This window comes from Kluyvera sp. CHPC 1.251 (genome assembly GCF_036759945.1).
GTDB classification, from domain to species: Bacteria; Pseudomonadota; Gammaproteobacteria; order Enterobacterales; family Enterobacteriaceae; genus Kluyvera; species Kluyvera sichuanensis.
The window spans coordinates 30,463-54,119 of the sequence record NZ_JAPKIC010000010.1; the positions used below are offsets into that span (position 1 = coordinate 30,463).

Annotated in this window: 21 protein-coding genes; 11 read left to right on the forward strand and 10 right to left on the reverse strand. The window is 56.5% G+C overall.

Translation table 11 applies throughout. The features are described 5' to 3' along the window. Positions 1-2: 2 nt before the first annotated feature. Positions 3-1,985, reverse strand: coding sequence for a formate-dependent uric acid utilization protein AegA (gene aegA / locus V6940_RS18070; protein WP_333496778.1), 1,983 nt, complete (start codon positions 1,983-1,985; stop codon positions 3-5). A 328-nt stretch (positions 1,986-2,313) separates the two neighbouring features. On the opposite strand from aegA, the gene acrD reads away from it, so the two are divergent. Further along, positions 2,314-5,427, forward strand: a complete 3,114-nt coding sequence (gene acrD / locus V6940_RS18075) for a multidrug efflux RND transporter permease AcrD (protein WP_333496779.1) — start codon at positions 2,314-2,316, stop codon at positions 5,425-5,427. 141 nt (positions 5,428-5,568) lie between these two features. On the opposite strand, the gene ypfM is transcribed toward acrD, so the two are convergent. Next, the gene (gene ypfM / locus V6940_RS18080; protein ID WP_001386977.1) at positions 5,569-5,628 is read right to left on the reverse strand and encodes a protein YpfM; all 60 of its coding nucleotides are present in this window, start codon (positions 5,626-5,628) and stop codon (positions 5,569-5,571) included. Positions 5,629-5,985: 357 nt separating this feature from the next. Between ypfM and V6940_RS18085 the strand changes: the two genes are divergently transcribed. Genes V6940_RS18085 through V6940_RS18095 form a run of 3 tightly spaced genes read left to right on the forward strand, consistent with a single transcriptional unit; the run spans position 5,986 to position 7,753 of the window. After that, positions 5,986-6,345 (forward strand): ArsC family reductase, encoded by a 360-nt coding sequence (locus V6940_RS18085; RefSeq protein ID WP_185669890.1) that lies wholly within the window; start codon positions 5,986-5,988, stop codon positions 6,343-6,345. A 54-nt stretch (positions 6,346-6,399) separates the two neighbouring features. After that, positions 6,400-7,527 (forward strand): succinyl-diaminopimelate desuccinylase, encoded by a 1,128-nt coding sequence (gene dapE / locus V6940_RS18090; protein ID WP_333496780.1) that lies wholly within the window; start codon positions 6,400-6,402, stop codon positions 7,525-7,527. A 25-nt stretch (positions 7,528-7,552) separates the two neighbouring features. After that, positions 7,553-7,753 carry a YpfN family protein gene (locus tag V6940_RS18095; protein WP_333496781.1) on the forward strand — a complete coding sequence of 67 codons (201 nt, stop codon included), beginning with the start codon at positions 7,553-7,555 and terminating at the stop codon, positions 7,751-7,753. A 90-nt stretch (positions 7,754-7,843) separates the two neighbouring features. Here the strand turns inward: V6940_RS18095 and ypfH are convergent, their stop codons facing one another. The 6 genes from ypfH to dapA all read right to left on the reverse strand — a co-directional run bounded on the left by ypfH (position 7,844) and on the right by dapA (position 14,474). After that, complete coding sequence (gene ypfH, locus V6940_RS18100; protein WP_185669887.1) at positions 7,844-8,542, reverse strand: esterase; 699 nt, start codon at positions 8,540-8,542, stop codon at positions 7,844-7,846. Positions 8,543-8,618: 76 nt separating this feature from the next. After that, positions 8,619-10,619, reverse strand: a complete 2,001-nt coding sequence (locus tag V6940_RS18105; RefSeq protein ID WP_333496782.1) for a tRNA(Met) cytidine acetyltransferase TmcA — start codon at positions 10,617-10,619, stop codon at positions 8,619-8,621. Between the two features lie 16 nt (positions 10,620-10,635). Beyond that, positions 10,636-11,508, reverse strand: coding sequence for a KPN_02809 family neutral zinc metallopeptidase (ypfJ, locus tag V6940_RS18110; RefSeq protein WP_333496783.1), 873 nt, complete (start codon positions 11,506-11,508; stop codon positions 10,636-10,638). 213 nt (positions 11,509-11,721) lie between these two features. Next, positions 11,722-12,435, reverse strand: a complete 714-nt coding sequence (purC, locus tag V6940_RS18115) for a phosphoribosylaminoimidazolesuccinocarboxamide synthase (protein WP_035891480.1) — start codon at positions 12,433-12,435, stop codon at positions 11,722-11,724. A 109-nt stretch (positions 12,436-12,544) separates the two neighbouring features. Beyond that, positions 12,545-13,579 (reverse strand): outer membrane protein assembly factor BamC, encoded by a 1,035-nt coding sequence (bamC, locus tag V6940_RS18120; protein ID WP_333496784.1) that lies wholly within the window; start codon positions 13,577-13,579, stop codon positions 12,545-12,547. A gap of 16 nt (positions 13,580-13,595) precedes the next feature. Then, positions 13,596-14,474 (reverse strand): 4-hydroxy-tetrahydrodipicolinate synthase, encoded by an 879-nt coding sequence (gene dapA / locus V6940_RS18125; RefSeq protein ID WP_185668933.1) that lies wholly within the window; start codon positions 14,472-14,474, stop codon positions 13,596-13,598. A 154-nt stretch (positions 14,475-14,628) separates the two neighbouring features. On the opposite strand from dapA, the gene V6940_RS18130 reads away from it, so the two are divergent. Then, positions 14,629-15,201, forward strand: a complete 573-nt coding sequence (locus V6940_RS18130; protein ID WP_035891472.1) for a glycine cleavage system transcriptional repressor — start codon at positions 14,629-14,631, stop codon at positions 15,199-15,201. Further along, positions 15,201-15,671: a thioredoxin-dependent thiol peroxidase gene (gene bcp / locus V6940_RS18135; RefSeq protein ID WP_333496785.1), complete on the forward strand. Its 471-nt coding sequence runs from the start codon at positions 15,201-15,203 to the stop codon at positions 15,669-15,671. Before V6940_RS18130 ends, bcp begins: the two co-directional genes overlap by 1 nt. Positions 15,672-15,751: 80 nt before the next feature. On the opposite strand, the gene V6940_RS18140 is transcribed toward bcp, so the two are convergent. Beyond that, complete coding sequence (locus V6940_RS18140; protein WP_333496786.1) at positions 15,752-16,825, reverse strand: AI-2E family transporter; 1,074 nt, start codon at positions 16,823-16,825, stop codon at positions 15,752-15,754. 216 nt (positions 16,826-17,041) lie between these two features. On the opposite strand from V6940_RS18140, the gene bepA reads away from it, so the two are divergent. Further along, the gene (gene bepA / locus V6940_RS18145) at positions 17,042-18,505 is read left to right on the forward strand and encodes a beta-barrel assembly-enhancing protease (RefSeq protein WP_333496787.1); all 1,464 of its coding nucleotides are present in this window, start codon (positions 17,042-17,044) and stop codon (positions 18,503-18,505) included. Between the two features lie 12 nt (positions 18,506-18,517). After that, positions 18,518-18,877 carry an arsenate reductase (glutaredoxin) gene (arsC, locus tag V6940_RS18150; RefSeq protein ID WP_333496788.1) on the forward strand — a complete coding sequence of 120 codons (360 nt, stop codon included), beginning with the start codon at positions 18,518-18,520 and terminating at the stop codon, positions 18,875-18,877. Between the two features lie 6 nt (positions 18,878-18,883). On the opposite strand, the gene V6940_RS18155 is transcribed toward arsC, so the two are convergent. Then, positions 18,884-19,741, reverse strand: coding sequence for an XRE family transcriptional regulator (locus V6940_RS18155; protein ID WP_333496789.1), 858 nt, complete (start codon positions 19,739-19,741; stop codon positions 18,884-18,886). Between the two features lie 166 nt (positions 19,742-19,907). On the opposite strand from V6940_RS18155, the gene celB reads away from it, so the two are divergent. The 3 genes from celB to V6940_RS18170 are packed head-to-tail and all read left to right on the forward strand — an operon-like array spanning position 19,908 to position 23,646. Next, entirely contained in the window at positions 19,908-21,224 is a 1,317-nt protein-coding gene (gene celB, locus V6940_RS18160; protein ID WP_333496790.1) for a PTS cellobiose transporter subunit IIC, read from the forward strand. A gap of 7 nt (positions 21,225-21,231) precedes the next feature. Continuing rightward, positions 21,232-22,185 carry a N(4)-(beta-N-acetylglucosaminyl)-L-asparaginase gene (locus tag V6940_RS18165; RefSeq protein WP_333496791.1) on the forward strand — a complete coding sequence of 318 codons (954 nt, stop codon included), beginning with the start codon at positions 21,232-21,234 and terminating at the stop codon, positions 22,183-22,185. A 3-nt stretch (positions 22,186-22,188) separates the two neighbouring features. Then, positions 22,189-23,646 carry a leucyl aminopeptidase family protein gene (locus V6940_RS18170; RefSeq protein ID WP_333496792.1) on the forward strand — a complete coding sequence of 486 codons (1,458 nt, stop codon included), beginning with the start codon at positions 22,189-22,191 and terminating at the stop codon, positions 23,644-23,646. Positions 23,647-23,657 lie beyond the last annotated feature (11 nt).

A 23,657-nucleotide genomic window follows, 5' to 3' on the forward strand; every position in this document is an offset into this window, starting at 1 on the left:
CGTCAATGCACTGGGGTGATTTTTACCCCCAGCCAGTCGAGAATCCCCTGCGCGGCGTGCCGCCCTTCGGCCATGGCGGTCACCACCAGATCGGCCCCGCGAACCGCATCGCCGCCGGCAAAAATCTGCGGGTTGCTGGTCTGATAGCGGTAAGGCGAATTGACGTTGGCGCGGATACGCCCCCAGTCGTCGACATCAACGCCTTTGGCATTAAGCCACGGCATACTGTGCGGATGGAAACCAAAGGCCATGATCACCGCATCGGCGGGCATCACAAACTCGCTGCCGGGGATCGGCATTGGCCGACGGCGGCCTTGAGCATCCGCCTCACCAAGCTGAGTGCGCAGCAGGCGAATGCCGCAAACGTGGCCTTTCTCATCCAGTTCAAGGGTTACCGGCTGAACGTTAAACTCAAACTCGGCCCCCTCTTCTTTGGCATTCTTCACCTCTTTTTTCGACCCCGGCATGTTGGCTTCATCGCGACGATAGGCGCAGGTCACCTTCTGCGCGCCGTGGCGCAACGCGGTACGCACGCAGTCCATCGCCGTATCGCCGCCACCGAGCACCACCACGTTCAGCCCTTTGGTATTGATGTAAGGCTCGTTCGGCAGCTCGCTGATGCCCATCACATTTTTGGTGTTAGCAATCAGGAACGGCAGCGCATCGTAAACGCCGGGCGCCTCTTCATTCGGCAAATCCGCCTTCATCGAGCGATAGGTACCGACGCCGACAAACACCGCATCGTAATCCGCCAGTAGCGTCTCCAGCGCGATATCTTTACCAATCTCGCAGTTCAGCTCGAAGCGAATGCCCATCCCGGTAAAGATCTCACGGCGGCGCGCCATCAGCGATTTATCCAGCTTGAAGGAGGGAATGCCAAAGGTCAGCAGGCCACCAATTTCCGGGTGGCGGTCAAACACCACCGGCTCCACGCCCTGACGCACCAGGATATCGGCGCACGCCAGCCCCGCCGGGCCAGCGCCAATAATGGCGACCCGCTTGCCGCTGCTGGCAACGTTACCGACCGTAGGCCGCCAGCCTTTGGCCAGCGCACGGTCAGAGATATAGCGTTCGATATTGCCGATGGTTACCGCGCCGTGTTCGTCGCGAATGGTGCAGGCTCCTTCGCACAGCCGATCCTGCGGGCAGACGCGGCCGGTAATTTCCGGCAGCGGGTTGGTTTGATGCGACAACTCTACCGCGGCGTCGATATCCCCGGCGTTCACGCGTTCAATCCACTGCGGGATATGGTTATGCAGCGGGCAGGTCCATTCGCAAATGCTGTGTTCACCGCAGGTCAGGCAGCGTGAAGCCGCCTGCTGCGCCTGCGCTTCTTTTAGCGGCAGATAGATTTCAGCAAAGCCCGTTTTGCGGGCGTCGATATTCAGCTTATCCGCCTCACCGCGTGCTGGCGTCTGCGCCATCTGCTCGACTTTACTGCGCGATACCTCAGGGGCAACGGCACGGCTGTCGCTGTGCCACGGCTGCGCTTCCCGGCAGGCGGTTTGCAGGCGGCGGTTTTTGGCGATATCGGTAAGCTGTTGGCTGGTCATCAATTGCAGCGCATCTGCCGGGCAGTTTTCCACGCACGCCGGCCCCGCCGCGCGGCCATGACACAGATCGCATTTGTGGGCACTGGCTTTGACGCGCCCCTCTTTGGTGGGCGTCAGTACCATCTGCATGGTGCCGAATGGGCAGGCCACTACGCAGGATTTACAGCCGATGCATTTTGCCTGATCGACCAGAATAGCGTCATCGCTTTGGCGTATCGCGCCGTTCGGGCAACTGCGGGCACAGGGAGCATCTTCACAATGGTGGCAGGTCGCCGCCCCTCGTTGATTATTCATCTTCACGGTGGTAATGCGCGGAATAAACTGCGCTGAAGTCAGCACATGTTGCTCGTCGTTATGCGACATTACGCAGGCTACTTCACACGCCTTGCATCCAATGCATTTTTGGCTATCTACCCTAATAAAACGGTTCATACATTCTCAGCCTATGGTTCAAATTAACCTTATATTTATAAGTCCTATTTATTAGCCGAGTATTCCTCACCCAGGCAATGTCCATTTGCCCAGAAACGGTGACTATTTATCAGTATGATGTGGCAGATCAAAAAATTTCAGCTTAAATGAAATTACGTTTCAGAGGACCGGAGGCCGATAGCGTAAGGATGTGCAAATCGTGTCAGAAAAGCGGAATGATAATTTACATTATCTCCTTATTTTCTCCACGATTGTTGGGAGCCTTACCGCTACAGTATTTCACGCAATTCAGTACATAAAAAATGAACAACACGAGGTTCGGATCCTGATGGCGAATTTCTTTATTGATCGCCCCATTTTTGCCTGGGTGCTGGCAATCCTTTTGTGCCTCACAGGGGCCCTGGCGATATTTTCTTTACCTGTAGAGCAATACCCTGACCTCGCCCCACCAAACGTGCGCGTCACCGCGAACTATCCAGGTGCCTCCGCGCAAACGCTGGAGAACACCGTCACGCAGGTTATCGAGCAGAATATGACCGGTATCGATAACCTAATGTACATGTCCTCACAAAGCAGCGCCACCGGACAGGCGACGATTACCTTAAGCTTCGTTGCGGGCACTGACCCCGACGAAGCGGTGCAGCAGGTACAAAACCAGCTGCAAACCGCCATGAACAAACTGCCGCAGGCGGTACAGACTCAGGGCGTCACGGTTCGTAAAACCGGGGATACCAACATCCTGACCATCGCCTTCGTCTCAACCGATGGCAGCATGGATAAGCAGGATATTTCCGACTACGTCGCCAGTAACATTCAGGACCCTATTAGCCGCGTGGACGGAGTGGGTGATATCGATGCCTACGGCTCGCAGTATTCAATGCGCATCTGGCTGGACCCGGCCAAGCTTAACAGCTATCAGATGACCACGGCCGACGTGACAAATGCGATTAAATCCCAGAACGCCCAAATTGCGGTCGGCCAACTTGGCGGCACGCCGTCGATCGATAAACAGGCGCTGAACGCCACGATTAACGCCCAATCGCTGCTGCAAACGCCGCAGCAGTTCCGCGACATTACGCTACGTGTCAACCAGGACGGTTCAGAAGTTACCCTTGGCGATGTGGCAACCGTCGAAATGGGTGCCGAAAAATACGACTACCTCAGTCGCTACAACCGCAACCCAGCCTCCGGCTTAGGGATTAAGCTCGCCTCCGGTGCCAACGAAATGGCAACCGCCGAGCGCGTGATTCAACGTCTGGATGAACTCAAGCAGTACTTCCCGCACGGGCTGGAATATAAAGTCGCCTACGAGACCACCTCATTCGTCAAAGCCTCAATTAAGGACGTAGTCAAAACGCTGCTGGAAGCCATTCTGCTGGTATTCCTGGTGATGTACCTCTTCCTGCAGAACTTCCGCGCGACGCTGATTCCAACGATTGCCGTTCCCGTGGTATTGATGGGCACCTTCGCCATTCTCTACGCCTGTGGATACAGTATTAACACCCTGACGATGTTCGCGATGGTGCTCGCCATCGGCCTGCTGGTGGATGACGCCATCGTGGTGGTCGAGAACGTCGAGCGAATAATGAGTACCGAAGGGCTCACGCCGCGGCAGGCGACGCGCAAATCAATGGGGCAGATTCAAGGGGCGCTGGTGGGTATCGCCATGGTGCTGTCGGCGGTCTTTATCCCGATGGCCTTCTTTGGCGGCACCACCGGGGCTATCTATCGTCAGTTCTCTATTACCATTGTTTCAGCAATGGTGCTGTCGGTGCTGGTGGCAATGATCCTCACCCCGGCGCTGTGCGCCACCCTTCTCAAGCCGATTCATAAAGGCGAAGTGCACGGCACCAAAGGCTTCTTCGGCTGGTTTAACCGTCATTTTGATGCCAGCGCGCGTCGCTACGAATCCGGCGTGGCCAGAATTCTCCATCGCAGTATCCGCTGGATGCTGATTTACGTGCTGCTGCTGGGCGGCATGGTGTTCCTGTTCCTGCGCCTGCCCTCTTCCTTCCTGCCGCTGGAAGACCGCGGCATGTTCACCACGTCCGTACAGCTGCCGAGCGGTTCAACCCAGCAGCAGACGTTGAAGGTAGTAGAACAAGTTGAAGACTATTTCTTCAAGAATGAGAAGGACAACGTAACCTCGATTTTTGCCACCATCGGCTCCGGCCCTGGCGGTAACGGCCAGAACGTGGCGCGTATGTTTGTGCGCCTGAAAGATTGGGACGAGCGTGACAGTAAAACCGGCACCGCATTTGCCATTATCGAGCGCGCCACCAAAGCGCTGAACAAAATTAAAGAGGCCCGCGTTTACGCCAGCAGCCCGCCGGCCATCAGCGGCCTGGGCAGCTCTGCCGGTTTCGATATGGAGCTACAGGATCACGCCGGTGCCGGGCACGACGCGTTGATGGCCGCCCGCGATAAGCTGCTGGAGCTGGCGGGTAACGACCCACAGCTGACGCGCGTACGCCACAACGGCCTGGATGATAGCCCGCAGCTGCAGGTTGATATCGACCAGCGTAAAGCGCAGGCGCTGGGCGTTTCTATCGATGATATCAACGACACGCTGCAAACCGCGTGGGGTTCAAGCTATGTGAACGACTTTATGGATCGCGGGCGCGTGAAGAAAGTTTACGTTCAGGCGGCGGCGAAGTACCGCATGCTGCCGGAAGACATGAACCTATGGTACGTGCGCAATAATTCCGGGCAGATGGTGCCATTCTCCGCCTTCGCCACTTCACGCTGGGAGACCGGTTCACCACGTCTGGAGCGCTATAACGGCTACTCGGCGGTTGAGATTATCGGTGAAGCCGCACCGGGCGTCAGTACCGGTACCGCCATGGACGTGATGCAAAACCTGGTGCAGCAGTTGCCAACCGGCTTCGGCCTCGAATGGACGGCGATGTCCTATCAGGAGCGGCTGTCAGGGGCACAGGCACCGGCTCTGTACGCTATCTCGCTGCTGGTCGTCTTCCTCTGCCTGGCGGCGCTGTATGAGAGCTGGTCGGTACCGTTCTCAGTCATGCTGGTGGTACCGCTGGGGGTTATCGGCGCGCTGCTGGCGACCTGGATGCGCGGGCTGGAAAACGACGTTTACTTCCAGGTGGGGCTGCTGACGGTTATCGGCCTATCAGCCAAAAACGCCATTCTGATCGTCGAGTTTGCCAACGATCTGAACCAGAAAGGGGAAGATCTGATGACGGCAACGCTGGAAGCCTGTCGCCAGCGTCTGCGCCCTATCCTGATGACTTCGCTGGCGTTTATCTTCGGCGTACTGCCGATGGCGCTCACCACTGGTGCAGGTTCTGGCGGGCAGCACGCGGTGGGTACCGGCGTGGTCGGGGGGATGGTTTCCGCGACGATTCTGGCTATCTTCTTTGTACCGCTATTCTTTGTGCTGGTGCGCCGCCGTTTCCCGCTAAAAGACAAGCCTGAATAGCAGGTAGAGGCCCAGAAACAGAAAAGGCGACATGATGAATGTCGCCTTTTGACCTTTATGTGATGCAACGACTCTGTACCGCAAACAACACCATCATGGTTATTGAAAGAACACAGCGCTTTTAAATCACATTGCTGAAAATTATTTACGAAGCATCACTTCAATAAAATCTTTCCAGTTCCCCAGTTCACGTTCGATCATAACTACCTCTCTTATTATTATGCGTATTTTACGTACAAATGTATGACCTGTGAATACGGTTAATCCGATTACTTTGATTGACGCTGCCAACCTTTGTTTACTGCTTGAGGTCACTATGGGCCGGAATTTTGACATTTAATGTGACCAACAGCAACATTCTGAAATAGTTATCAGAATGTGAATCATATGATACATATTTAACCTATGACAACGCAAACCCACTACGCCAAAGCGCGTAGACAGCATGATAAACTGTACGCTTTTCAGCCACTTTAGCCGGATAAAATTAAAACAGGCAGCCGCTGGAATTACGTGTATATTCGAGTCCCCTAAAACCTGCAGATATAAAGGTGCAACATGACCATCCTCTACGGAATAAAGAATTGCGACACCATCAAGAAAGCCCGTCGCTGGCTGGATGAGCATCAGGTTGAATATCGCTTTCACGACTATCGCGTCGATGGCCTGACGCCAGAGCTGCTGGCAACCTTTATTGGCGAGCTGGGCTGGGAAGCGCTGTTGAATACCCGTGGCACTACCTGGCGTAAGCTGGATGAACAGGTGCGTGCCGGCATCAACAACGCCGATGCCGCTGCGGCGCTGATGCTGGAAATGCCGGCAATCATCAAACGTCCATTGCTCTGCGCGCCCGCACAGCCTATGCTGCTGGGTTTCAGTGATGCCAGTTATAGCCAATGGGTCGCCCAAACGCGCTAACGCCGTTGGCCCTGTTGTACAGTTTCAGATAACGAAAATAACGAGGTCTAGTTTATGTCTTGCCCAGTCATTGAGCTGGCTCAGCAGCTTATTCGCCGCCCTTCTCTTAGCCCGGACGATGCGGGCTGTCAGGCGTTAATGATTGAACGTCTACGCGCAGCAGGTTTTACCATTGAGCCGATGGATTTTGGCGATACCCAGAACTTCTGGGCCTGGCGCGGCAAAGGAGAAACCCTGGCATTTGCAGGCCACACCGACGTGGTACCTGCAGGCGATGCTGACCGCTGGATTAACCCACCGTTTGAGCCTACGATTCGCGACGGCATGCTGTTTGGCCGTGGTGCTGCCGACATGAAAGGCTCGCTGGCGGCGATGGTCGTGGCGGCAGAGCGCTTCGTCGCGCAGAACCCGAACCATAAAGGCCGTCTGGCGTTCCTGATTACTTCCGATGAAGAAGCCAGCGCTACGCACGGCACGGTAAAAGTGGTTGAAGCGCTGATGGCGCGTAATGAGCGCCTGGACTACTGCCTGGTGGGCGAACCGTCCAGCACCGAAGTGGTTGGCGACGTGGTGAAAAACGGCCGTCGTGGCTCAATGACCTGCAACCTGACCATTCATGGCGTACAGGGGCACGTAGCCTATCCGCATCTTGCCGATAACCCGGTCCACCGCGCCGCGCCGTGGATGAACGAACTGGTGTCGATTGAGTGGGATCAGGGCAACGAATTCTTCCCACCGACCAGCATGCAAATTGCCAACATTCAGGCTGGTACCGGCAGCAACAACGTGATCCCAGGCGATCTGTTCGTCCAGTTTAACTTCCGCTTTAGCACCGAATTGACGGACGAGATGATCAAAGAGCGCGTTATTGCCCTGCTGGACAAACATCAGCTGCGCTATACCGTTGATTGGTGGATTTCCGGGCAGCCGTTCCTGACCGCACGCGGTAAACTGGTCGATGCGGTAGTGAACGCTATCGCGCACTATAATGAAATAGAACCGCAGTTGCTGACCACCGGCGGCACGTCAGATGGTCGCTTTATCGCCCAGATGGGCGCGCAGGTTGTTGAACTGGGTCCGGTGAATGCCACCATTCATAAAATTAATGAGTGTGTGAACGCTGCAGACCTGCAGATGCTGGCGCGGATGTACCAGCGCATCATGGAACAACTTGTCGCCTGACGGCACAACATAAGGGGTAATGCACATGGATTGGCTGTCAAAATACTGGTGGATTCTGGTGCTGGTGTTTCTGGTAGGGGTAATTATCAACGTGATCAAAGATCTCAATCGCGTCGATCACAAAAAATTCCTCGCCGATAAACCGGAGCTTCCGCCGCACCGCGATTTTAACGACAAGTGGGATGACGACGACGACTGGCCTAAGAAGGACCAGCCGAAGAAATAGTTCGGTGTCGATCCCGGCGTCACTTCGTTCGGCCGGGCTACCAGATGAGTAGCCTGGCCGAACGAAGTGACGCCGGGGAACACACAAGATTTACATCATCTCAATAAGATCGTCATTTTTCGGCGTACTGCCGCTCAACGCTTCATCGAAATAGTGCTTCGGCACGGTATAACGCAGGTGATCCAGTGCAAACTGCATGCTGCGATCGTCTATCGCGTGGCCTAAATCCTCAACGATATCCAGCGTCACATCGCCGCCTGCGGCCTGTAGTGCTTCCTGGCCTTTCACCGCCCAGGCAAGATCGATAACCCGGTCTTCCCCGCCGTGAATCAGGTGGATGGTCGTGGCAGTGTCCGCTTTTTCCGGCATCGTCGCGTAGCGGCCGTTAAAGGCAATCACCCGTGACGCCAGCCCCGGCTGTGCTTTAATCCCCTCAAGCGACATGATTGCCCCCTGAGAGAAACCAATTAATGCCGTCGCCTGTGGACTCACGCCGCTCTGTTTTTGCCAGTAGCGTACGGTCTCAATAAAGGTCGGCATAATGGCATCGATGCGCGCCTGACGGTTTTCTTCCGTCACACCCGCCACCGAGAACCACTGGCGGCCCGGTGCCGGACCACAAGGCTCTGCGCCGCCTACGCTAACAATGAGCGCATCCGGAAACAGCGGCGCAAACCAGCTGCCGATCTGGCCCATTGCCACCGGATTATCGCCCACGCCATGAAACAACAGCAGCAGCTGTTGAGCGGGCTTCGCGGGGCTTTGAACAACAAAATGATCGTGTGTCATGGCTGTCTCCTTGGTTTTGACGGTCAGTTTACGCCGCGCCAAAATAATGACCATGCCATTTAACTGAATGAGTCAGTTAAAAAAATTGCAGTTGTTGAACCTGTTTCATGAGCTGATTTGTCCGAACCTCGTCGAGGTTCAGCATCGCCAGCGCCGCTTCTTCCCGCAACCTGACCAGCAGCGCTTTCCGCCCATGCAGGCCCAGGCGATGACAGAGCACCTGCTCATTCTCACCGGATAAACGCCCGCGCAGCGCCGGAAGCGCCAGTTCGCAAGTGCCACAGAGCAGGTGCAGGCTCCCCAGCGCCGCCAGCATCGGGCGATGAGCAAAGGCAAACCCGGCCAGATCCCACCAGTCATTCTCAGTAAGAATAGCCTCTGACACCTCGGCTAGCGGCACTTTTTCATCGACCCACTGCGAGAGCCAGCGCCACTCACGACACAGCCGATGGTGCTCACGCAGCATCAGCGCTTCTCCCGCCGCCGTGAGTGGACGCAGCGCCATCGCCGCATAGCAGCCGCTGCTCGCCTCCCGCTGGGTGCCAATGCGCACCAGCGTAAAGCCACAGCGCTGCCAAAAGCGCCACAGTTCCTCGGTGTAGCCAAAACTCACCGACAGGTAATCGCATTCCGCCGCCGTTGCCCACGCCTGCGCAATCAGCCGCTGGCCTATCCCCTCGCGCTGACGCTGTGGATGAACCGCAATTCGGCTAATGCGCCGCCCGATAAGCGTCGCCGCCAGCGGGCTACCGCCGTGCGCCGCCATCGACTGCGCCACCAGATTCCCGCGAGGACGACGGTAGCCCGCCCATACGGCTTGACTCAGCTCAGGCGACAGTCCCCCTTCATCCACCAGCCATAGCGCACCGGCTGGCCCCTGAGGCGTTTGTGCGCTGATAAAATGCTGCCCCGGCGCATCCATCATCCGCCGAAGATCGAGCGGAGAGGTGCGGTAATGCGCGCCGGAAAGCAACTGGTACAGGGCGACAGGTTGTTCAGGATGGGGAAGCCAGGTTGATTGCGAAACGGGGAGCAGTGACACTTCGCCTGTTGGCGACGTGGTAAACGCCTCATCATGGAAAATCAGCGCATCGTTAACCAGCGCTTCCAGCGGGCATCCTACCGCCCAGCGAATAGGCTGGTTGAGGGTGAAAACGCGACGTTCGGGAAATGCAGCACAGAGTTTAAGTAAAAAACCGCGTCCGGTGCCCTCGTACCCCTGCACGGTGGTGGTCAGCAGCGTACGGGGAAAGCGAGCAATAAGCTTCTGGAGGAGTGGCGCAGGGATAGCGGCGGCTTCATCCACCACCAGCCAGTCGGCACATTCATCTGAGTCCAGCAGCGCATCGGGGGCCATAAAGCGAAAACGCTCACCGGCAAAGGCGGCAATCACCTCGGCCGAAGCCCGGGAAGGTGCAGTGACGATCGCCTCGCCGTGCAGGCGCTGAATATGCATCCCCGCCAGCGCAGACTTCCCTCGCCCGCGCTCTGCCGTCACCACCGATACGGGTGCGGTCGTCTCCTCCAGCGCCGCCAGAACCGCCTGCTGCTCACGCTCAGGCTCACCGCTGGCGCGATGCCAGTCAGGCCGTAGCGGGGACGCGAGGGTCGGCAGCGGTGCTCCCTGTTGCCAAAGTACCGTTTGCGGATGTCGAGAAAGCGCCCGGCAAAAGTGAGCGACAAAATTCGGTGCGGCAATCGGTTCCGGCGTATCGCTCCAGCGCAGTGAATCCGCATCGGCCTGATGAAGCCACTTCGCCCATTCCGGCACCAGCAGTATCAGCCAGCTACCGGCCCGGAGCGTGCCCGCCAGCGCGGCAAAGGCCGAGGCATCAAAGCCATCGCGGGCATCGAAGATTGCGTGCTGGAATTCGCGCCCCAGCAGCGTGACCAACTTAGAGGACGGGCAGAACGGCGCGGCGGCCGGGTTCAGGCCAACCCAAAGCACCTCTTCCCCCGCCGCTGCGCGAAACGCCGTGGCCTGCCGTTCGCTCCACGTGCGTTCGCCGCTTATCACCAGCAGGCGGCGAATGCCTTCCTGCGCCATGCGCTCAGCATGCGCCAGCAGTTCATCCATGACTCTGGGCCCGCCGTCAGAGTGATTTGCTAAAGGTGTTGCACTGCGCTGGGTCACCGCTATCAAAGCCGCGTTTCAGCCAGGTATAGCGCTGCTGCGAGGTGCCGTGCGTAAAGCTATCCGGCACCACGCGCCCTTGCCCCTGCTGCTGCAGGCGGTCGTCGCCAATGGCTTCGGCAGCATTCAGCGCCTCTTCCAGATCGCCAGCTTCCAGAATGCCCTGTTTCTGCATGCTATGGCCCCAGACGCCCGCAAAGCAGTCTGCCTGAAGCTCCATGCGCACGGAAAGTCGATTCACCTCGGCCTGCGAAGCGCCCTGCTGCATCTGGCGCACTTTCGGTTCGATACCCAGCAGTTTTTGTACGTGATGGCCGACTTCATGCGCAATCACGTAGCCCTGAGCGAAATCACCGCCCGCGCCAAGCTTGTTTTTCATGTCGTCGTAGAATGAGAGGTCGATATAGACCGTGCTGTCTGTTGGGCAGTAAAACGGCCCCATCACCGACTGCCCGGTACCGCATCCTGTGCGCGTCGCACCGCGGTACATCACCAGACGCGGCGGCTGATAGGTTTTGCCCATCGCCTTAAACTCCTGCGCCCAGGTGTCTTCCGTGGTAGCGAGGATTACCGAGGTGAACTTCGCGGCTTCGTCATCTTTCGGGCCGCTCACCCGCTGGGAAGTTTGCTGCTGGCCGATGGGTTCGCCGGTCATCAGGCCGGTCAAATCCACGCCGTAGTAGCCCGCCACCAGCACGATAATCAGCAGGACAATGCCGCCCTTACCGCTCGGGATGCGAAAACCTGGGCCACGTCCGCCCATCATCGGGGATTCAGAACTATTCCGCCGGTCTTCTACATTGTCGCTTTCGCGACGACCTTGCCAACGCATAACTACCTCAGTCTTATTCTCAGAAATACTGAGATGATCGTAGGCGGTTACGGGGGGGATTACCACTGGAAATGTTGTGCGGGGCTTTCCCGCGATGAGGATGTAGGCTTGATAAGCGCAGCGCCATCAGGCAAGCAACGCGCACATTGCCGGATGGCGGCGTAAACGCCTTATCCGGCCTACGCGCAGGGCGAGGCCGGGGAGTGCATCAACTTAGTCGAGCTTCACGCCTAAACGATGCGCCACTTCTTCGTACGCTTCAATCAGGCCACCCAGGCTCTGACGGAAACGGTCTTTGTCCATTTTATCCATGGTCTTTTTATCCCACAGACGGCTACCGTCCGGGGAGAACTCATCGCCCAGCACCACTTCGCCTTTGAACAGACCGAACTCCAGCTTGAAGTCGACCAGGATCAAACCTGCATCGTCGAACAGCTTTTTCAGCACGTCGTTCGCTTTGAAGGTCAATTCCTGCATACGCGCCAGGTTCTCTTTGCTCACCCAGCCAAAGGTTTCGCAGTAGGATTCGTTAACCATCGGGTCGTGCATCGCGTCGTTTTTCAGGAACAGGTCAAACAGCGGCGGGTTCAGCTCGATGCCTTCTTCGATTCCTAAGCGTTTCACCAGCGAGCCAGCCGCACGGTTACGCACCACGCATTCCACCGGCACCATATCCAGCTTTTTCACCAGACATTCGGTATCGGACAACAGCGCTTCCATTTGGGTTGGAATACCTGCTTCTGCCAGTTTGCTCATAATGAAATGGTTGAACTTGTTGTTCACCATGCCTTTACGATCGAACTGCTCAATGCGGGCGCCATCCCCTGCTGACGTATCGTTACGGAATTCGAGTACCAACAGATCCGGGTTTTCGGTGCTGTATACGGTTTTCGCTTTACCACGATACAACTCAGCTAGCTTTTGCATCTTTGTCACTCCAGTGATGATTACGATAAATATTTGTGCATTTTCTGCCGACGCACACGATTGCGTCACTATACAGAAAAAAGGGCCGGATTGCTCCAGCCCTGTTTAATTACTTGCTAAATGCGGCCTGGAATGCGGCTACCAGGGCGTCATTCTGCGACTGCGTCAGCGTATGACCTTTCGGATCGATGAACTGCAGGCTACTACGGTTGTCCAGGTCGCCGACCTGAAGTTTGTAGTCACCGGAGACCAGACCAGGATCGCTCGCGCCCAGATCTTTCCAGCTGCTGTCAGACAGCGGCTTGTAGGTCACCGCGATGCTGCCCTGAGAACGGGTGCTATCGGTCACTTTCATGCCCACTTTTTCCAGTGCGCCAGGCAGACGTTGCCATACCTGGTTAAACGGACCGCGTACCACCAGCATTGGCAGGCCGGTATCGTCGGAGGCGCTCTGCACGTCGAAGGTTGCACCAGCAGTGCCTCTGGAACTGTTCGCGGCATCCGTCGCGTTCTTATCCAGGCCTGCGGAAATCACGTTCAGCATTTCAGCGCTATAGCGCTGCAGAGAAGCACGGTCAGCAACCGGCTTGCCAGCCTGTTCCAGGTTAACCAGTTTCACCATGACGGCCTGCTGGTAGCCCTGCGGCTGTACGGAGATCTGATAGCGACCACGGTACTGCTGGTCTTCATCAAGACGGTTCCACTCAACCCAGTCTGTCGTCAGCGTCTGGCTCGCATCATCACGTTTGGTGATGGTGTAGTTCTTCGCCTGAACGATGCTGACAACCTGCGGCCACAGAGAACCGCTACGGCCATTTTCAACCAGCAGCATGGCGGTATCACCCGTGAACTGGGTACGTGCACCAGAAACCAGCGCCAGCGGCTGAGCCGGCGGACGGATATCCAGCGCTTTACCGACGGCACCGCTGCCGTTAGCGACCGGAATGTTATAGTCGCCATTTTCAACCGGCAGAATCATGCCCGCAGGGGCGTGAAGTTCACTCAACGGAGTGGCTTGCAGGTAGGATTCATCACCGCTGACCTGGCGCTTATAGCGCGAGTCGGAACTACAGGCCGCAAGCAGTAAAACCAGCGATACCCCCGCAACCTTCGCCAGGCGCGACTTCTGTACTGAGTAAGCCATCAAATCTCCCTAAACTTTACAGCAAACCGGCATGCTTTAATGCAGATGCCACAACATCACGACCGTGGTCGGTGATAGGGGTCATCGGCAGACGCATGGTGTCGGTCGCCACAAGTCCCAATTCCTTACATGCCCATTTCACTGGGATAGGATTGGGTTCGACAAATAATTTATTGTGCAGCGGCATCAAACGCTGGTTAATGATCCGCGCCTGGTCAAACTGGCCATCAGCTGCCAGTCTGCACATTTCCGCCATATCACGCGCCGCAACGTTTGCCGTCACTGAAATAACGCCATGACCGCCGAGCTGCATGAAGTCCAGACCGGTTGCATCATCACCGCTCAGCAGGATGAAGTCATCTGAAACCAGCTCTTTGATCTGATGAACACGGCTTAAGTTCCCCGTGGCTTCCTTAATCGCGATAATATTTTTAATTTTCGCCAGGCGACCTACGGTTTCCGGCAGCATATCGCAACCGGTACGGGACGGCACATTATACAGAATTTGCGGCAGGTCAGTATGCTCAGCGATCGTTTTGAAGTGCTGGAACAGACCTTCCTGGGTTGGACGGTTGTAATACGGGGTGACGGTCAGGCAACCCACCACGCCGGTATTATTGAAACGTTGGGTCAGGCTAATCGCCTCTGCGGTTGCATTTGCCCCCGTTCCTGCGATCACCGGAATGCGGCCGTCGGCCAGCTCCAGCGTAGTCATCACGACATCGCCATGCTCTTCGTGGCTGAGCGTCGCCGATTCGCCGGTCGTTCCTACCGAGACAATCGCCGAGGTTCCGCTGGCGACATGGTAATCAATCAGTTTTTTCAGGCTTGAACGGTCGACATTACCTTTTTCATCCATCGGCGTGACAAGCGCTACAATACTTCCCGTAAACATGGGCCATCCTCTGTGCTGACGTGCGGACATGAATCTCAATGGTACGTTTGGTCTTGTAATAAAAGCAAGAGACTGAGGGCCTTCAGGATGTTGTATGCCGGTTTTTTTTATGCTTTCCTAAGGAATACCGCACCTTTTTAAAGGAAGAACAGGTTTGACAGCCTCATTACAACACTATCTGGTCATTACAGCCCTGGGCGCGGATCGCCCTGGCATCGTCAATACGATTACCCGTCACGTGAGCAGCTGCGGCTGTAACATCGAAGACAGTCGCTTGGCCATGCTGGGGGATGAGTTCACTTTTATTATGCTGCTTTCCGGTTCATGGAATGCGATTACGCTGATTGAATCCACCCTGCCGCTGAAAGGCGCGGAGTTGGATCTGCTGATCGTGATGAAGCGCACCACCGCGCGTCCGCGTCCGGCGATGCCTGCTACCGTCTGGGTACAGGTTGAGGTGCCTGATTCACCGCATATTATTGAGCGCTTTACCGCGCTGTTTGATAGCTGGGAAATGAACATTGCCGAACTGGTGTCGCGTACGCAGCCTGGCGATAACGAAGGCGTCGCGCAGCTGTTTATTCAGATAACCGCCCACAGCCCCGCTACGAAAAATGCATCAAATATTGAGCAAGCGTTCAAAGCCCTATGTACAGAACTGAACGCACAAGGCAGTATAAACGTGATCAATTATTCACAGCATGATGAACAGGATGGAGCTGAGTAATGAACCCACTGAAAGCCGGTGATATCGCACCGAAATTTAGTTTGCCCGATCAAGACGGCGAGCAGGTAAATTTAACCGACTTCCAGGGACAACGTGTTCTGGTCTATTTCTACCCGAAAGCAATGACCCCTGGCTGCACCGTGCAGGCCTGCGGCCTTCGCGACAATATGGATGAGCTGAAAAAAGTTGGTGTGGAAGTGCTGGGCATCAGCACCGATAAGCCAGAGAAGCTCTCCCGCTTTGCGGAAAAAGAGCTGCTGAACTTCACGCTGCTCTCCGATGAAGATCACCAGGTTTGCGATCAGTTTGGCATCTGGGGTGAGAAAACCTTTATGGGCAAAACCTATGACGGCATTCACCGCACCAGCTTCCTGATTGACGCCGACGGTAAAGTCGAGCACGTCTTCGACGACTTCAAAACCACCAACCATCACGACATCGTGCTGGGCTGGCTGCAGGCAAACGCCTAACCCCATAATGTAGCCCGGCCGAGCGCAGCAACGCCGGGGTTCCCCCGGGGTCGGCGTAACCGCCTCGCCCGGGCTATACGTCAATTCGACACGTCCTCTTCCACCACCAGCCCATCCGGCCAGGCGTGTACTACCGCTTTGATCAACGTCGCCAGCGGAATGGCAAAGAACACGCCCCAGAAGCCCCACAGCCCACCGAAAATCACCACCGACAGAATAATCACCAGCGGGTGCAGGTTCACGGCTTCGGAGAACAGCACCGGCACCAGCAGGTTACCGTCGAGCCCCTGAATAATCAGATAGACCGCAAACAGGCTCCAGAACTCGGTACCAAGGCCAAACTGGAACAGCGCCACGCAGACCACCGGAATAGTGACCACGAACGCGCCAATGTAAGGAATAAGGACCGATAGCCCCACCAGCACCGCCAGCAAAAGCGAGTAGTTAAGGCCAAACATCAGGAAGCCAAGCCAGGTAGCAACGCCAACGACGATCATCTCCAGCACCTTACCGCGAATGTAGTTGGTAATTTGCTGGTTCATCTCTTTCCACACCTGCCCTGCCAGACCGCGGTTGCGCGGCAGCACGCGACGCACCGCGTTCAGCATCTGCTCTTTATCCTTCACCAGGAAAAAGACCATCAGCGGCACCAGCACCAGGTAGACTGCCAGCGTCAGCAGCCCCACCAGTGAGGCCACGGAATATTTCACCACCGAGTCACCGAGCGTCAGCATCCGGGTACGCATATTTTCGGCCATCGCATCAATGATCCCGGCGTCCATCAGCGCAGGATAGCGGCGCGGCAGCGTGGCAGCGAAATCAGAAAGTTTGTTCAGCATGCCCGGCATATCGTGGATAAGGTTAATCCCCTGCTGCCAGGCAATCGGCATCACCACGAAGGACATCAGCAGCAGAATGCCGATAAACAGCACCATCACCGCGGTGGTGGCCCAGGTACGCGACCAGCCCAGTCGCTCCAGGCGGACGGTTGGCCACTCCAGCAGATAGGCCAGCACCAGCGCAACCAGCAGCGGCGCCAACAGGCCGCTGAAGAAGAACAGAATGCAAAAACCTGCCACCAGAATGACCAGCAGCGCGATCGCCTCCGGGTCACTAAATCGGCGGCGGTACCACTGCATCAACATCTCGAGCATAAATCGATTCCCTGAACCCTTTGCTTTCATTGAGGGAATGAATTGTATCGAAGTGTCACAAAAAAGACTCCGCTTTTTATATTTATCCCAACAATCTCGCGATTATCATTTTCATCCCATGAGCAGATAGATACACTCCCAGAGCAGCGTAAAATGGAACGTAAGATTATGCTGTTGGTCAAAACAGGCACATCCCCACATTACAGGACAGAGGTTATGTTCAAGCAGTTGAAAAAAACGCTGTTGGCATCCCTTATTGCAACGCTTGCGCTCGGGCAAATCGCTCCGGCGTTTGCGGATTCGGCTGATACTCTCCCGGATATGGGCACCTCAGCAGGAAGCACGCTCTCCATCGGTCAGGAGATGCAGATGGGGGATTACTACGTCCGTCAGCTGCGCGGAAGCGCCCCGCTGATTAATGACCCGCTGCTGGTTCAGTACATCAATTCACTGGGGATGCGTCTGGTTTCGCACGCCTTTTCCGTCCGTACGCCGTTCCACTTCTATCTGATTAACAACGACGACATCAACGCCTTCGCCTTCTTTGGCGGCAACGTGGTGCTGCACTCGGCGCTGTTCCGTTACTCCGACACCGAAAGCCAGCTGGCGTCGGTGATGGCGCACGAAATCTCCCACGTCACCCAGCGTCACCTTGCGCGAGCAATGGAAGACCAGAAGCGTAACGCTCCGCTGACCTGGGTAGGCGCACTCGGCTCAATTTTGCTGGCGATGGCCAGCCCGCAGGCCGGTATGGCAGCGCTGAGCGGCACGCTGGCCGGTACCCAGCAGGGCATGATCAGCTTTACTCGTCAGAATGAAGAAGAGGCCGACCGTATTGGCATTCAGGTGCTGCAGCGCGCCGGTTTCGACCCGCAGGCCATGCCGGCCTTTATGGAAAAGCTTCTTGACCAGTCGCGCTACTCATCGCGGCCACCGGAAATGCTGCTGACTCACCCCCTGCCGGAAAGCCGTCTGTCGGATGCGCGTAACCGCGCCAACCAGATGCGCCCGGTGGTGGTGCAATCCTCCGCCGATTTCTACTTCGCCAAAGCGCGTACTCTGGGCATGTATAACTCCGGCAAGAACCAGCTTGGCAGCGACCTGCTGGATAACTGGTCGAAGGGCAATATTCGCGAACAGCACGCCGCACAGTACGGCCGCGCGCTGCTGGCCATGGAAGCAAAAAACTACGCCGAGGCGAGCAAACAGCTACAGCCGCTGCTGAGTGCCGAGCCGCAAAACGCCTGGTATCTTGACCTGGCAACGGATATCGACCTCGGGCAGAAAAAAACCGCCGAGGCCATTAGCCGCCTGAAAAATGCCCGTGAACTGCGTACCAACCCGGTGCTGCAGCTTAACCTGGCGAACGCCCTGCTTGAGGGCGGGCAGCCTGCTGAAGCGGCAACCATTCTTAATCGCTACACCTTTAACAATAAAGACGATACCAACGGCTGGGATCTGCTAGCCCAGGCGGAAGCCGCGCTGGGTAATCGTGATCAGGAGCTGGCGGCGCGCGCCGAGAATATGGCGCTGGTAGGAAGACTCGATCAGGCGATTTCCATGCTCAGCTCGGCCAGCGGTCAGGTGAAACTGCGCAGCCTCCAGCAGGCGCGCTACGATGCCCGTATCGATCAGTTGCGCGAGCTGCAGGAACGCTTCCGCCCTTATCAGAAAATGTAAACAGGAGAGACGATGACGGATTCGGTCACGATTTATCACAACCCACGCTGCTCAAAGAGCCGTGAGACCTTAACCCTGCTGAAGGATAACGGCATCGACCCTGAGGTGGTGCTGTATCTCGACACGCCGCCGGATGCCGCGACGCTCGGCAAGCTAATTAAGATGCTGGGTCTTGGCAGCGCGCGCGAGCTGATGCGCCAAAAAGAAGATCTCTACAAATCGCTGAACCTCGCCGATAGCCAGCTCAGCGAAGAGCAGCTTATCCAGGCGATGGTTGAGAACCCGAAGCTGATTGAACGCCCTATCGTTGTTCACAACGGGCAGGCGCGCATTGGTCGCCCGCCGGAGCAGGTGCTGGAAATCGTCCGCTAATCCCCCCTAAGGCCGCAGCGCTTCCAGAAAAGCCTGCGGCGTCATATTCCCCAGCTTTTTCTGCTCCTTTCCGCCGTTGAATAATGCACAGAGCTTCACCACAAGTTCATCCGGCGTCTGGGTTCGAAGCGCGGGGATAATCTCCACCAGCGGTACGGTTACCGCCACCGCCTGACGCTTTTTCCCGGTCATCGTGATGCTGACGTGTATCCCTCGTTCCGCCAAATGCTGACTTAGTGCGGTCACCTGCGCCTCGCTTAACCACTCGTCGCTTTTAATCTCAACAGATTGGATATCACCCGGACACTGCGTGAGCACCTCATCGAGCCAGTGAATGACCAACGGCGATGACATACCCGAGTATACGCGTGCCGCACACCAACCGCTCACGGGCTCCTGGGCCCACAGCAGATGGTGGTCACCGTCATCATCCATATGCAGCGACAAAAAACGATAATGCAGCGTCAGCGTCTGCGGCCGAACGCCCGCCTTAAGCGCCCTCTTGCCGTGCAGTATCGCCTCATTGTTTTTCGGGTACGACGGCATCAGATAGCGGCTAAGCGTTGCACGGGACAGCGACATGCCAAGCCCTTCCCCTGCAATCGACAGCAAATCGTCTAACGGCGCGCGGAGGATTTCGCGCAGAGCATTAATGAGCACAATTTGTTCTTGTCTCATCGCTTTGTGTACGACCTTCGGCATCGTACTTCTGTCAGCCGTCTGCTCGCGCTTGCGCCAGCGACGTACCGTTGTCACAGAGATCCCCAGTTCAAGCGCCAGTTCCCGGTCGCTTTTGTCCGAATCCTGGAGATATTTACGAATTCTCGGTGTCGTTGTGGCGTTAGCATGCAGCTTAATTTCCATGGCTTTCCTTAAGAAATTAATAACTAATCATATGAGATTTATATTGATTAAGTCGATGCATTGTGACCCGTTTCACCTTTCTGCACCAGGCTTTCTCCCATAATCCTTTCGTCGTTTTCTATTACATAACACACACAATGTCCGTTAATCTTATACGGAGTTCACAATGAACAATGTTCTGGGATTTTTAGAAGAGAAATTGATGCCAATTGCGGCAAAAACCGCACAACAGCGTCATCTCGGTGCCATCCGTGGTGCATATGTGTCCTTTATGCCGTTTATTATCGTCGGCTCTATTCTGCTGGTTATCTCGTCGTTCCCGAATCAGGGCTATCAGCAATTTATGTCCAGCACCTTCGGCGCAAGCTGGAGCGCCATTATCGAGATCCCGTTTAACGCGGTCTTCTCCACCATGTCGCTGTTTATCAGCTTCCTTGTCGCCTATCGCCTTGCGGAGCACTACGGTGATGATCGAATCTCCAGCGGCATTCTGGCGCTGGTCTGTTTTCTGATCCTGACGCCGTTTATTAAAGTTGCCGAAAACGGTGGCATTACCGTGATGCCGGTGGAGTGGATTGGCACCAAAGGCCTGTTCGTCGCGATGATTGGCTCGCTGCTGTGGACCGAGCTGTTCTGCTGGCTGAAGCGCAAAAAACTGGTCATCAAGATGCCAGAAGGGGTACCGCCTGCGGTACAGGAATCTTTCGCCGCGCTGATTCCAGCGCTGGTGGTGATGATTCTGGTGCTGGCAATTCGCATCGGCTTTGAAAATACCCACTACAACACCATTCACCAGTTTATTTATGACGTCGTCGCCACCCCGGTTCGCCACTTCGGCACCTCCTATTTTGGCGCGCTGATGACCGTATTCAGCATCACTATTCTGTGGTCAGTCGGGATCAACTCCGGCTCGATGGTCAACGGCATCATCCGTCCGCTGTGGATGGAAAACCAGACCGACAATATTGCCGCCATTCAGGCTGGCGTGACGCCGCCGCACATTATTACCGAACAGTTTTTCGACATGATCTGGATGGGCGGCGCCGGGGCTACGCTGTCGCTGGTTATTGCCATGCTGATTTTCGCCCGCAGTAAAAATATGCGCGAAGTGGCCCGTCTGGGCGCGGGGGCCTCCATCTTCAACATCAACGAACCGGTGCTCTTCGGCCTGCCGGTGATCATGAACCCGATCATGCTGATCCCGTTCAACCTGGTCCCGCTGGTGCTGGTGACCATCCAGTATCTGGCGATGAAAGTAGGGGCGGTCGCCGTGACCACCGGGGTGTTTATTCCGTGGACCCTGCCGCCGGTCATCAGCGGATTTATCGTTACCGGGCATATTTCCGGCAGCGTGATGCAAATCATTAACCTGCTGATTGGCGCGATGCTGTACCTGCCGTTTATGCGCATCGTCGATAAGCAGTACCGCAATGCGGAAATCAGTGCCGTTGAGGAATCCAGCACGCTAGCAAAACAGGAGTAACAACAAGATGTGGGGAATTATTGCAACCTGGCGTATGGCGCTGGAAGGCGTAGATGAGTCGGCGTCCGCGCTGGCTGCAGGCAGTGCGGCGGCGACATCCGTGGTGGATGCCGTGGTCGCGGTAGAAGATTTTCCGTTCTACAAATCGGTGGGTTATGGCGGCCTGCCGACTGAGAATGGCGAGGTAGAACTGGACGCCGCCTGGATGGACGGCGACACGCTGGCCTTTGGCGCGGTGGGCAATCTGGTCGATATCGCTAACCCGGTGAAAGTGGCGCAGGCGCTGGGTCGTCAGCGCTACAACTCGCTGCTGGTCGGTCAGGGCGCACGTGAATGGGCGCTGAGCCAGGGCTTTGCCGAGAAAAAAATGCTCACCGAACGCGCGATGCAACACTACCGTAAACGCTGTCGCGAGACGCTGGATAAAGGGTTAAGCCCCTACGACGGCCACGACACCGTCGGCGTTATCGCCCTCGACAAGCAGGGCTCGATGAGCGTCGCGACCTCCACCAGCGGCCTGTTTATGAAAAAGCGCGGGCGAATTGGCGACTCACCGATTATTGGCTCCGGCTTCTACTGCGACAGCCAAATCGGCGCAGCCACCGCCACCGGCGTGGGGGAAGATTTAATGAAAGGCTGCACCAGCTACGAAATCGTCCGCCGGATGGAACAGGGCATGACCCCACAGCAGGCGGCTGATTCGGTGGTGTATGAACTGGAAGATAAGCTGATGTCCCGCTTTGGCCGTGCGGGCGATCTGTCCGTAGTGTGCATGAACCGCAAAGGGGAGTTCGGCGCAGCAACCAACATCAAAACCTTCTCTTTTGTCGTGGCCACCGCCACTCAACCGCTGACGGTGTTCCGTGCCGAGCGCGTTAAAGAGAAGACCCATTATCAACCGGTAGACGACGCCTGGATGCAGGCCTACGCCGACCGCATTCGCGCCCCTATCGAGGAGTAAACGATGATTAACTACCGCTTAGTGACGGCGCTGCCCGGCGAACTGGCACAAAGTCACCTCATCACCAGACCTGACAGCCCTTTGCTTCAGCAGGAAGCGCTGCGTAATAACCCGCTGATTGCTGAGATGACAGCACGCGCGGCCCAGGGAACATTAGCAGACACCTGTTTCGGCTGTGGACCTTTCGCCCGTATCACGATAGTGCCGCAAAGCGCCTGGCAGGACAGCCTGACTGATGCGCTGCTCACCTTCCTGCGCCCACTATTTGCTACACCGATTTGCCGTGCAGTACTGCTCGACTGCACGCACATTCACAACGCCGTGCTGGCAAAAACGCTGCGTTTCCTGTTCAACCAGGACCACACATTGACCGACCTCGGGCTAAAAACATCGGCACAAAGCGACGTGCGCCTGACACGTATTGACGCTTTCTGCTCCGACGCTGAACGGGCAGGTCTTGAGACCCTGTTCAGTCAACAGCAGGCCATCGCCAACGGCATGATTGCCGCCCGCCGCCTGGCGGATATTCCCTCTGAACAGTGCACACCACAGTATGTGGTCGAAGAGGCCCAGCGTCTGTGCGCGGCCTTCCCTACCCTGCGTTGCGAAGTGCTGGATGAGCAGGAAATTATCGAGCAAGGCCTGGGTCTGCTGCACGCAGTAGGCAAAGGTGCCAGCCGCCCGCCGCGCCTGCTGGCTATTCATTACGAAGGAGCAAGCCATGGCCCCGTGCGCAGCTATGTTGGCAAAGGCATAACCTTTGACACCGGCGGCCTCTGGCTAAAAGAAGGCGCAGGCATGTACACCATGAAGTATGACATGTGCGGCGCGGCCAACGTCCTTGGACTAATGCTAAGCATCGCCCAGCTAGGGCTACCGGTACGAGTGATGGGCGTACTGGCGCTGGCCGAAAATGCCATTGGCCCCGATGCGATGCAGCCGGGCAGCGTGGCTCGAGCCTGCAATGGGATGACGGTAGAAATCAATAATACCGATGCCGAAGGCCGCCTGGTGCTTTCCGACGCCATCGCCTGGGCCAGCCAGCGACATGCGCAAACAGAATATATTATCGACCTCGCCACGCTGACCGGTGCGGTGGTGAAAGCGCTAGGTTATGAGCTGAGCGGGCTGATGACCCAGGATAATACGCTGCGTTCGGCCTTAACCATCGCCGGGGAACAGAGCGGCGATGAAGTCTGGTCTCTGCCGCTGGATGCGCGATTGAAAAAACAAACGGAGAGCGCCATTGCCGATCTCTGCAACACGCCAACCAACAACGCGGCCATCAGCGCCTCCGCGGCCTGGTTACTGCACCACTTCTGCCCTGCAGACATTCCGTGGGCGCATCTTGACGTCAGCGGCACGGCGCTGTGGCGCGAAGGGGGTAAAAGCGTGGCATCAGGCAGGCCAATTCCGCTGCTGATGCAGCATTTGCTGAACGATATTGCGAAGGGAGCGTAACGAAAATCGAC

Coding starts and splice junctions, on each gene's coding strand:
- aegA (WP_333496778.1), bottom strand. CDS start 1,985: ATGAACCGTTTTATTAGGGTAGATAGCCAAAAATGCATTGGATGCAAG.
- acrD (WP_333496779.1), top strand. CDS start 2,314: ATGGCGAATTTCTTTATTGATCGCCCCATTTTTGCCTGGGTGCTGGCA.
- V6940_RS18085 (WP_185669890.1), top strand. CDS start 5,986: ATGACCATCCTCTACGGAATAAAGAATTGCGACACCATCAAGAAAGCC.
- dapE (WP_333496780.1), top strand. CDS start 6,400: ATGTCTTGCCCAGTCATTGAGCTGGCTCAGCAGCTTATTCGCCGCCCT.
- V6940_RS18095 (WP_333496781.1), top strand. CDS start 7,553: ATGGATTGGCTGTCAAAATACTGGTGGATTCTGGTGCTGGTGTTTCTG.
- ypfH (WP_185669887.1), bottom strand. CDS start 8,542: ATGACACACGATCATTTTGTTGTTCAAAGCCCCGCGAAGCCCGCTCAA.
- V6940_RS18105 (WP_333496782.1), bottom strand. CDS start 10,619: ATGGATGAACTGCTGGCGCATGCTGAGCGCATGGCGCAGGAAGGCATT.
- ypfJ (WP_333496783.1), bottom strand. CDS start 11,508: ATGCGTTGGCAAGGTCGTCGCGAAAGCGACAATGTAGAAGACCGGCGG.
- purC (WP_035891480.1), bottom strand. CDS start 12,435: ATGCAAAAGCTAGCTGAGTTGTATCGTGGTAAAGCGAAAACCGTATAC.
- bamC (WP_333496784.1), bottom strand. CDS start 13,579: ATGGCTTACTCAGTACAGAAGTCGCGCCTGGCGAAGGTTGCGGGGGTA.
- dapA (WP_185668933.1), bottom strand. CDS start 14,474: ATGTTTACGGGAAGTATTGTAGCGCTTGTCACGCCGATGGATGAAAAA.
- bcp (WP_333496785.1), top strand. CDS start 15,201: ATGAACCCACTGAAAGCCGGTGATATCGCACCGAAATTTAGTTTGCCC.
- V6940_RS18140 (WP_333496786.1), bottom strand. CDS start 16,825: ATGCTCGAGATGTTGATGCAGTGGTACCGCCGCCGATTTAGTGACCCG.
- bepA (WP_333496787.1), top strand. CDS start 17,042: ATGTTCAAGCAGTTGAAAAAAACGCTGTTGGCATCCCTTATTGCAACG.
- arsC (WP_333496788.1), top strand. CDS start 18,518: ATGACGGATTCGGTCACGATTTATCACAACCCACGCTGCTCAAAGAGC.
- V6940_RS18155 (WP_333496789.1), bottom strand. CDS start 19,741: ATGGAAATTAAGCTGCATGCTAACGCCACAACGACACCGAGAATTCGT.
- celB (WP_333496790.1), top strand. CDS start 19,908: ATGAACAATGTTCTGGGATTTTTAGAAGAGAAATTGATGCCAATTGCG.
- V6940_RS18165 (WP_333496791.1), top strand. CDS start 21,232: ATGTGGGGAATTATTGCAACCTGGCGTATGGCGCTGGAAGGCGTAGAT.
- V6940_RS18170 (WP_333496792.1), top strand. CDS start 22,189: ATGATTAACTACCGCTTAGTGACGGCGCTGCCCGGCGAACTGGCACAA.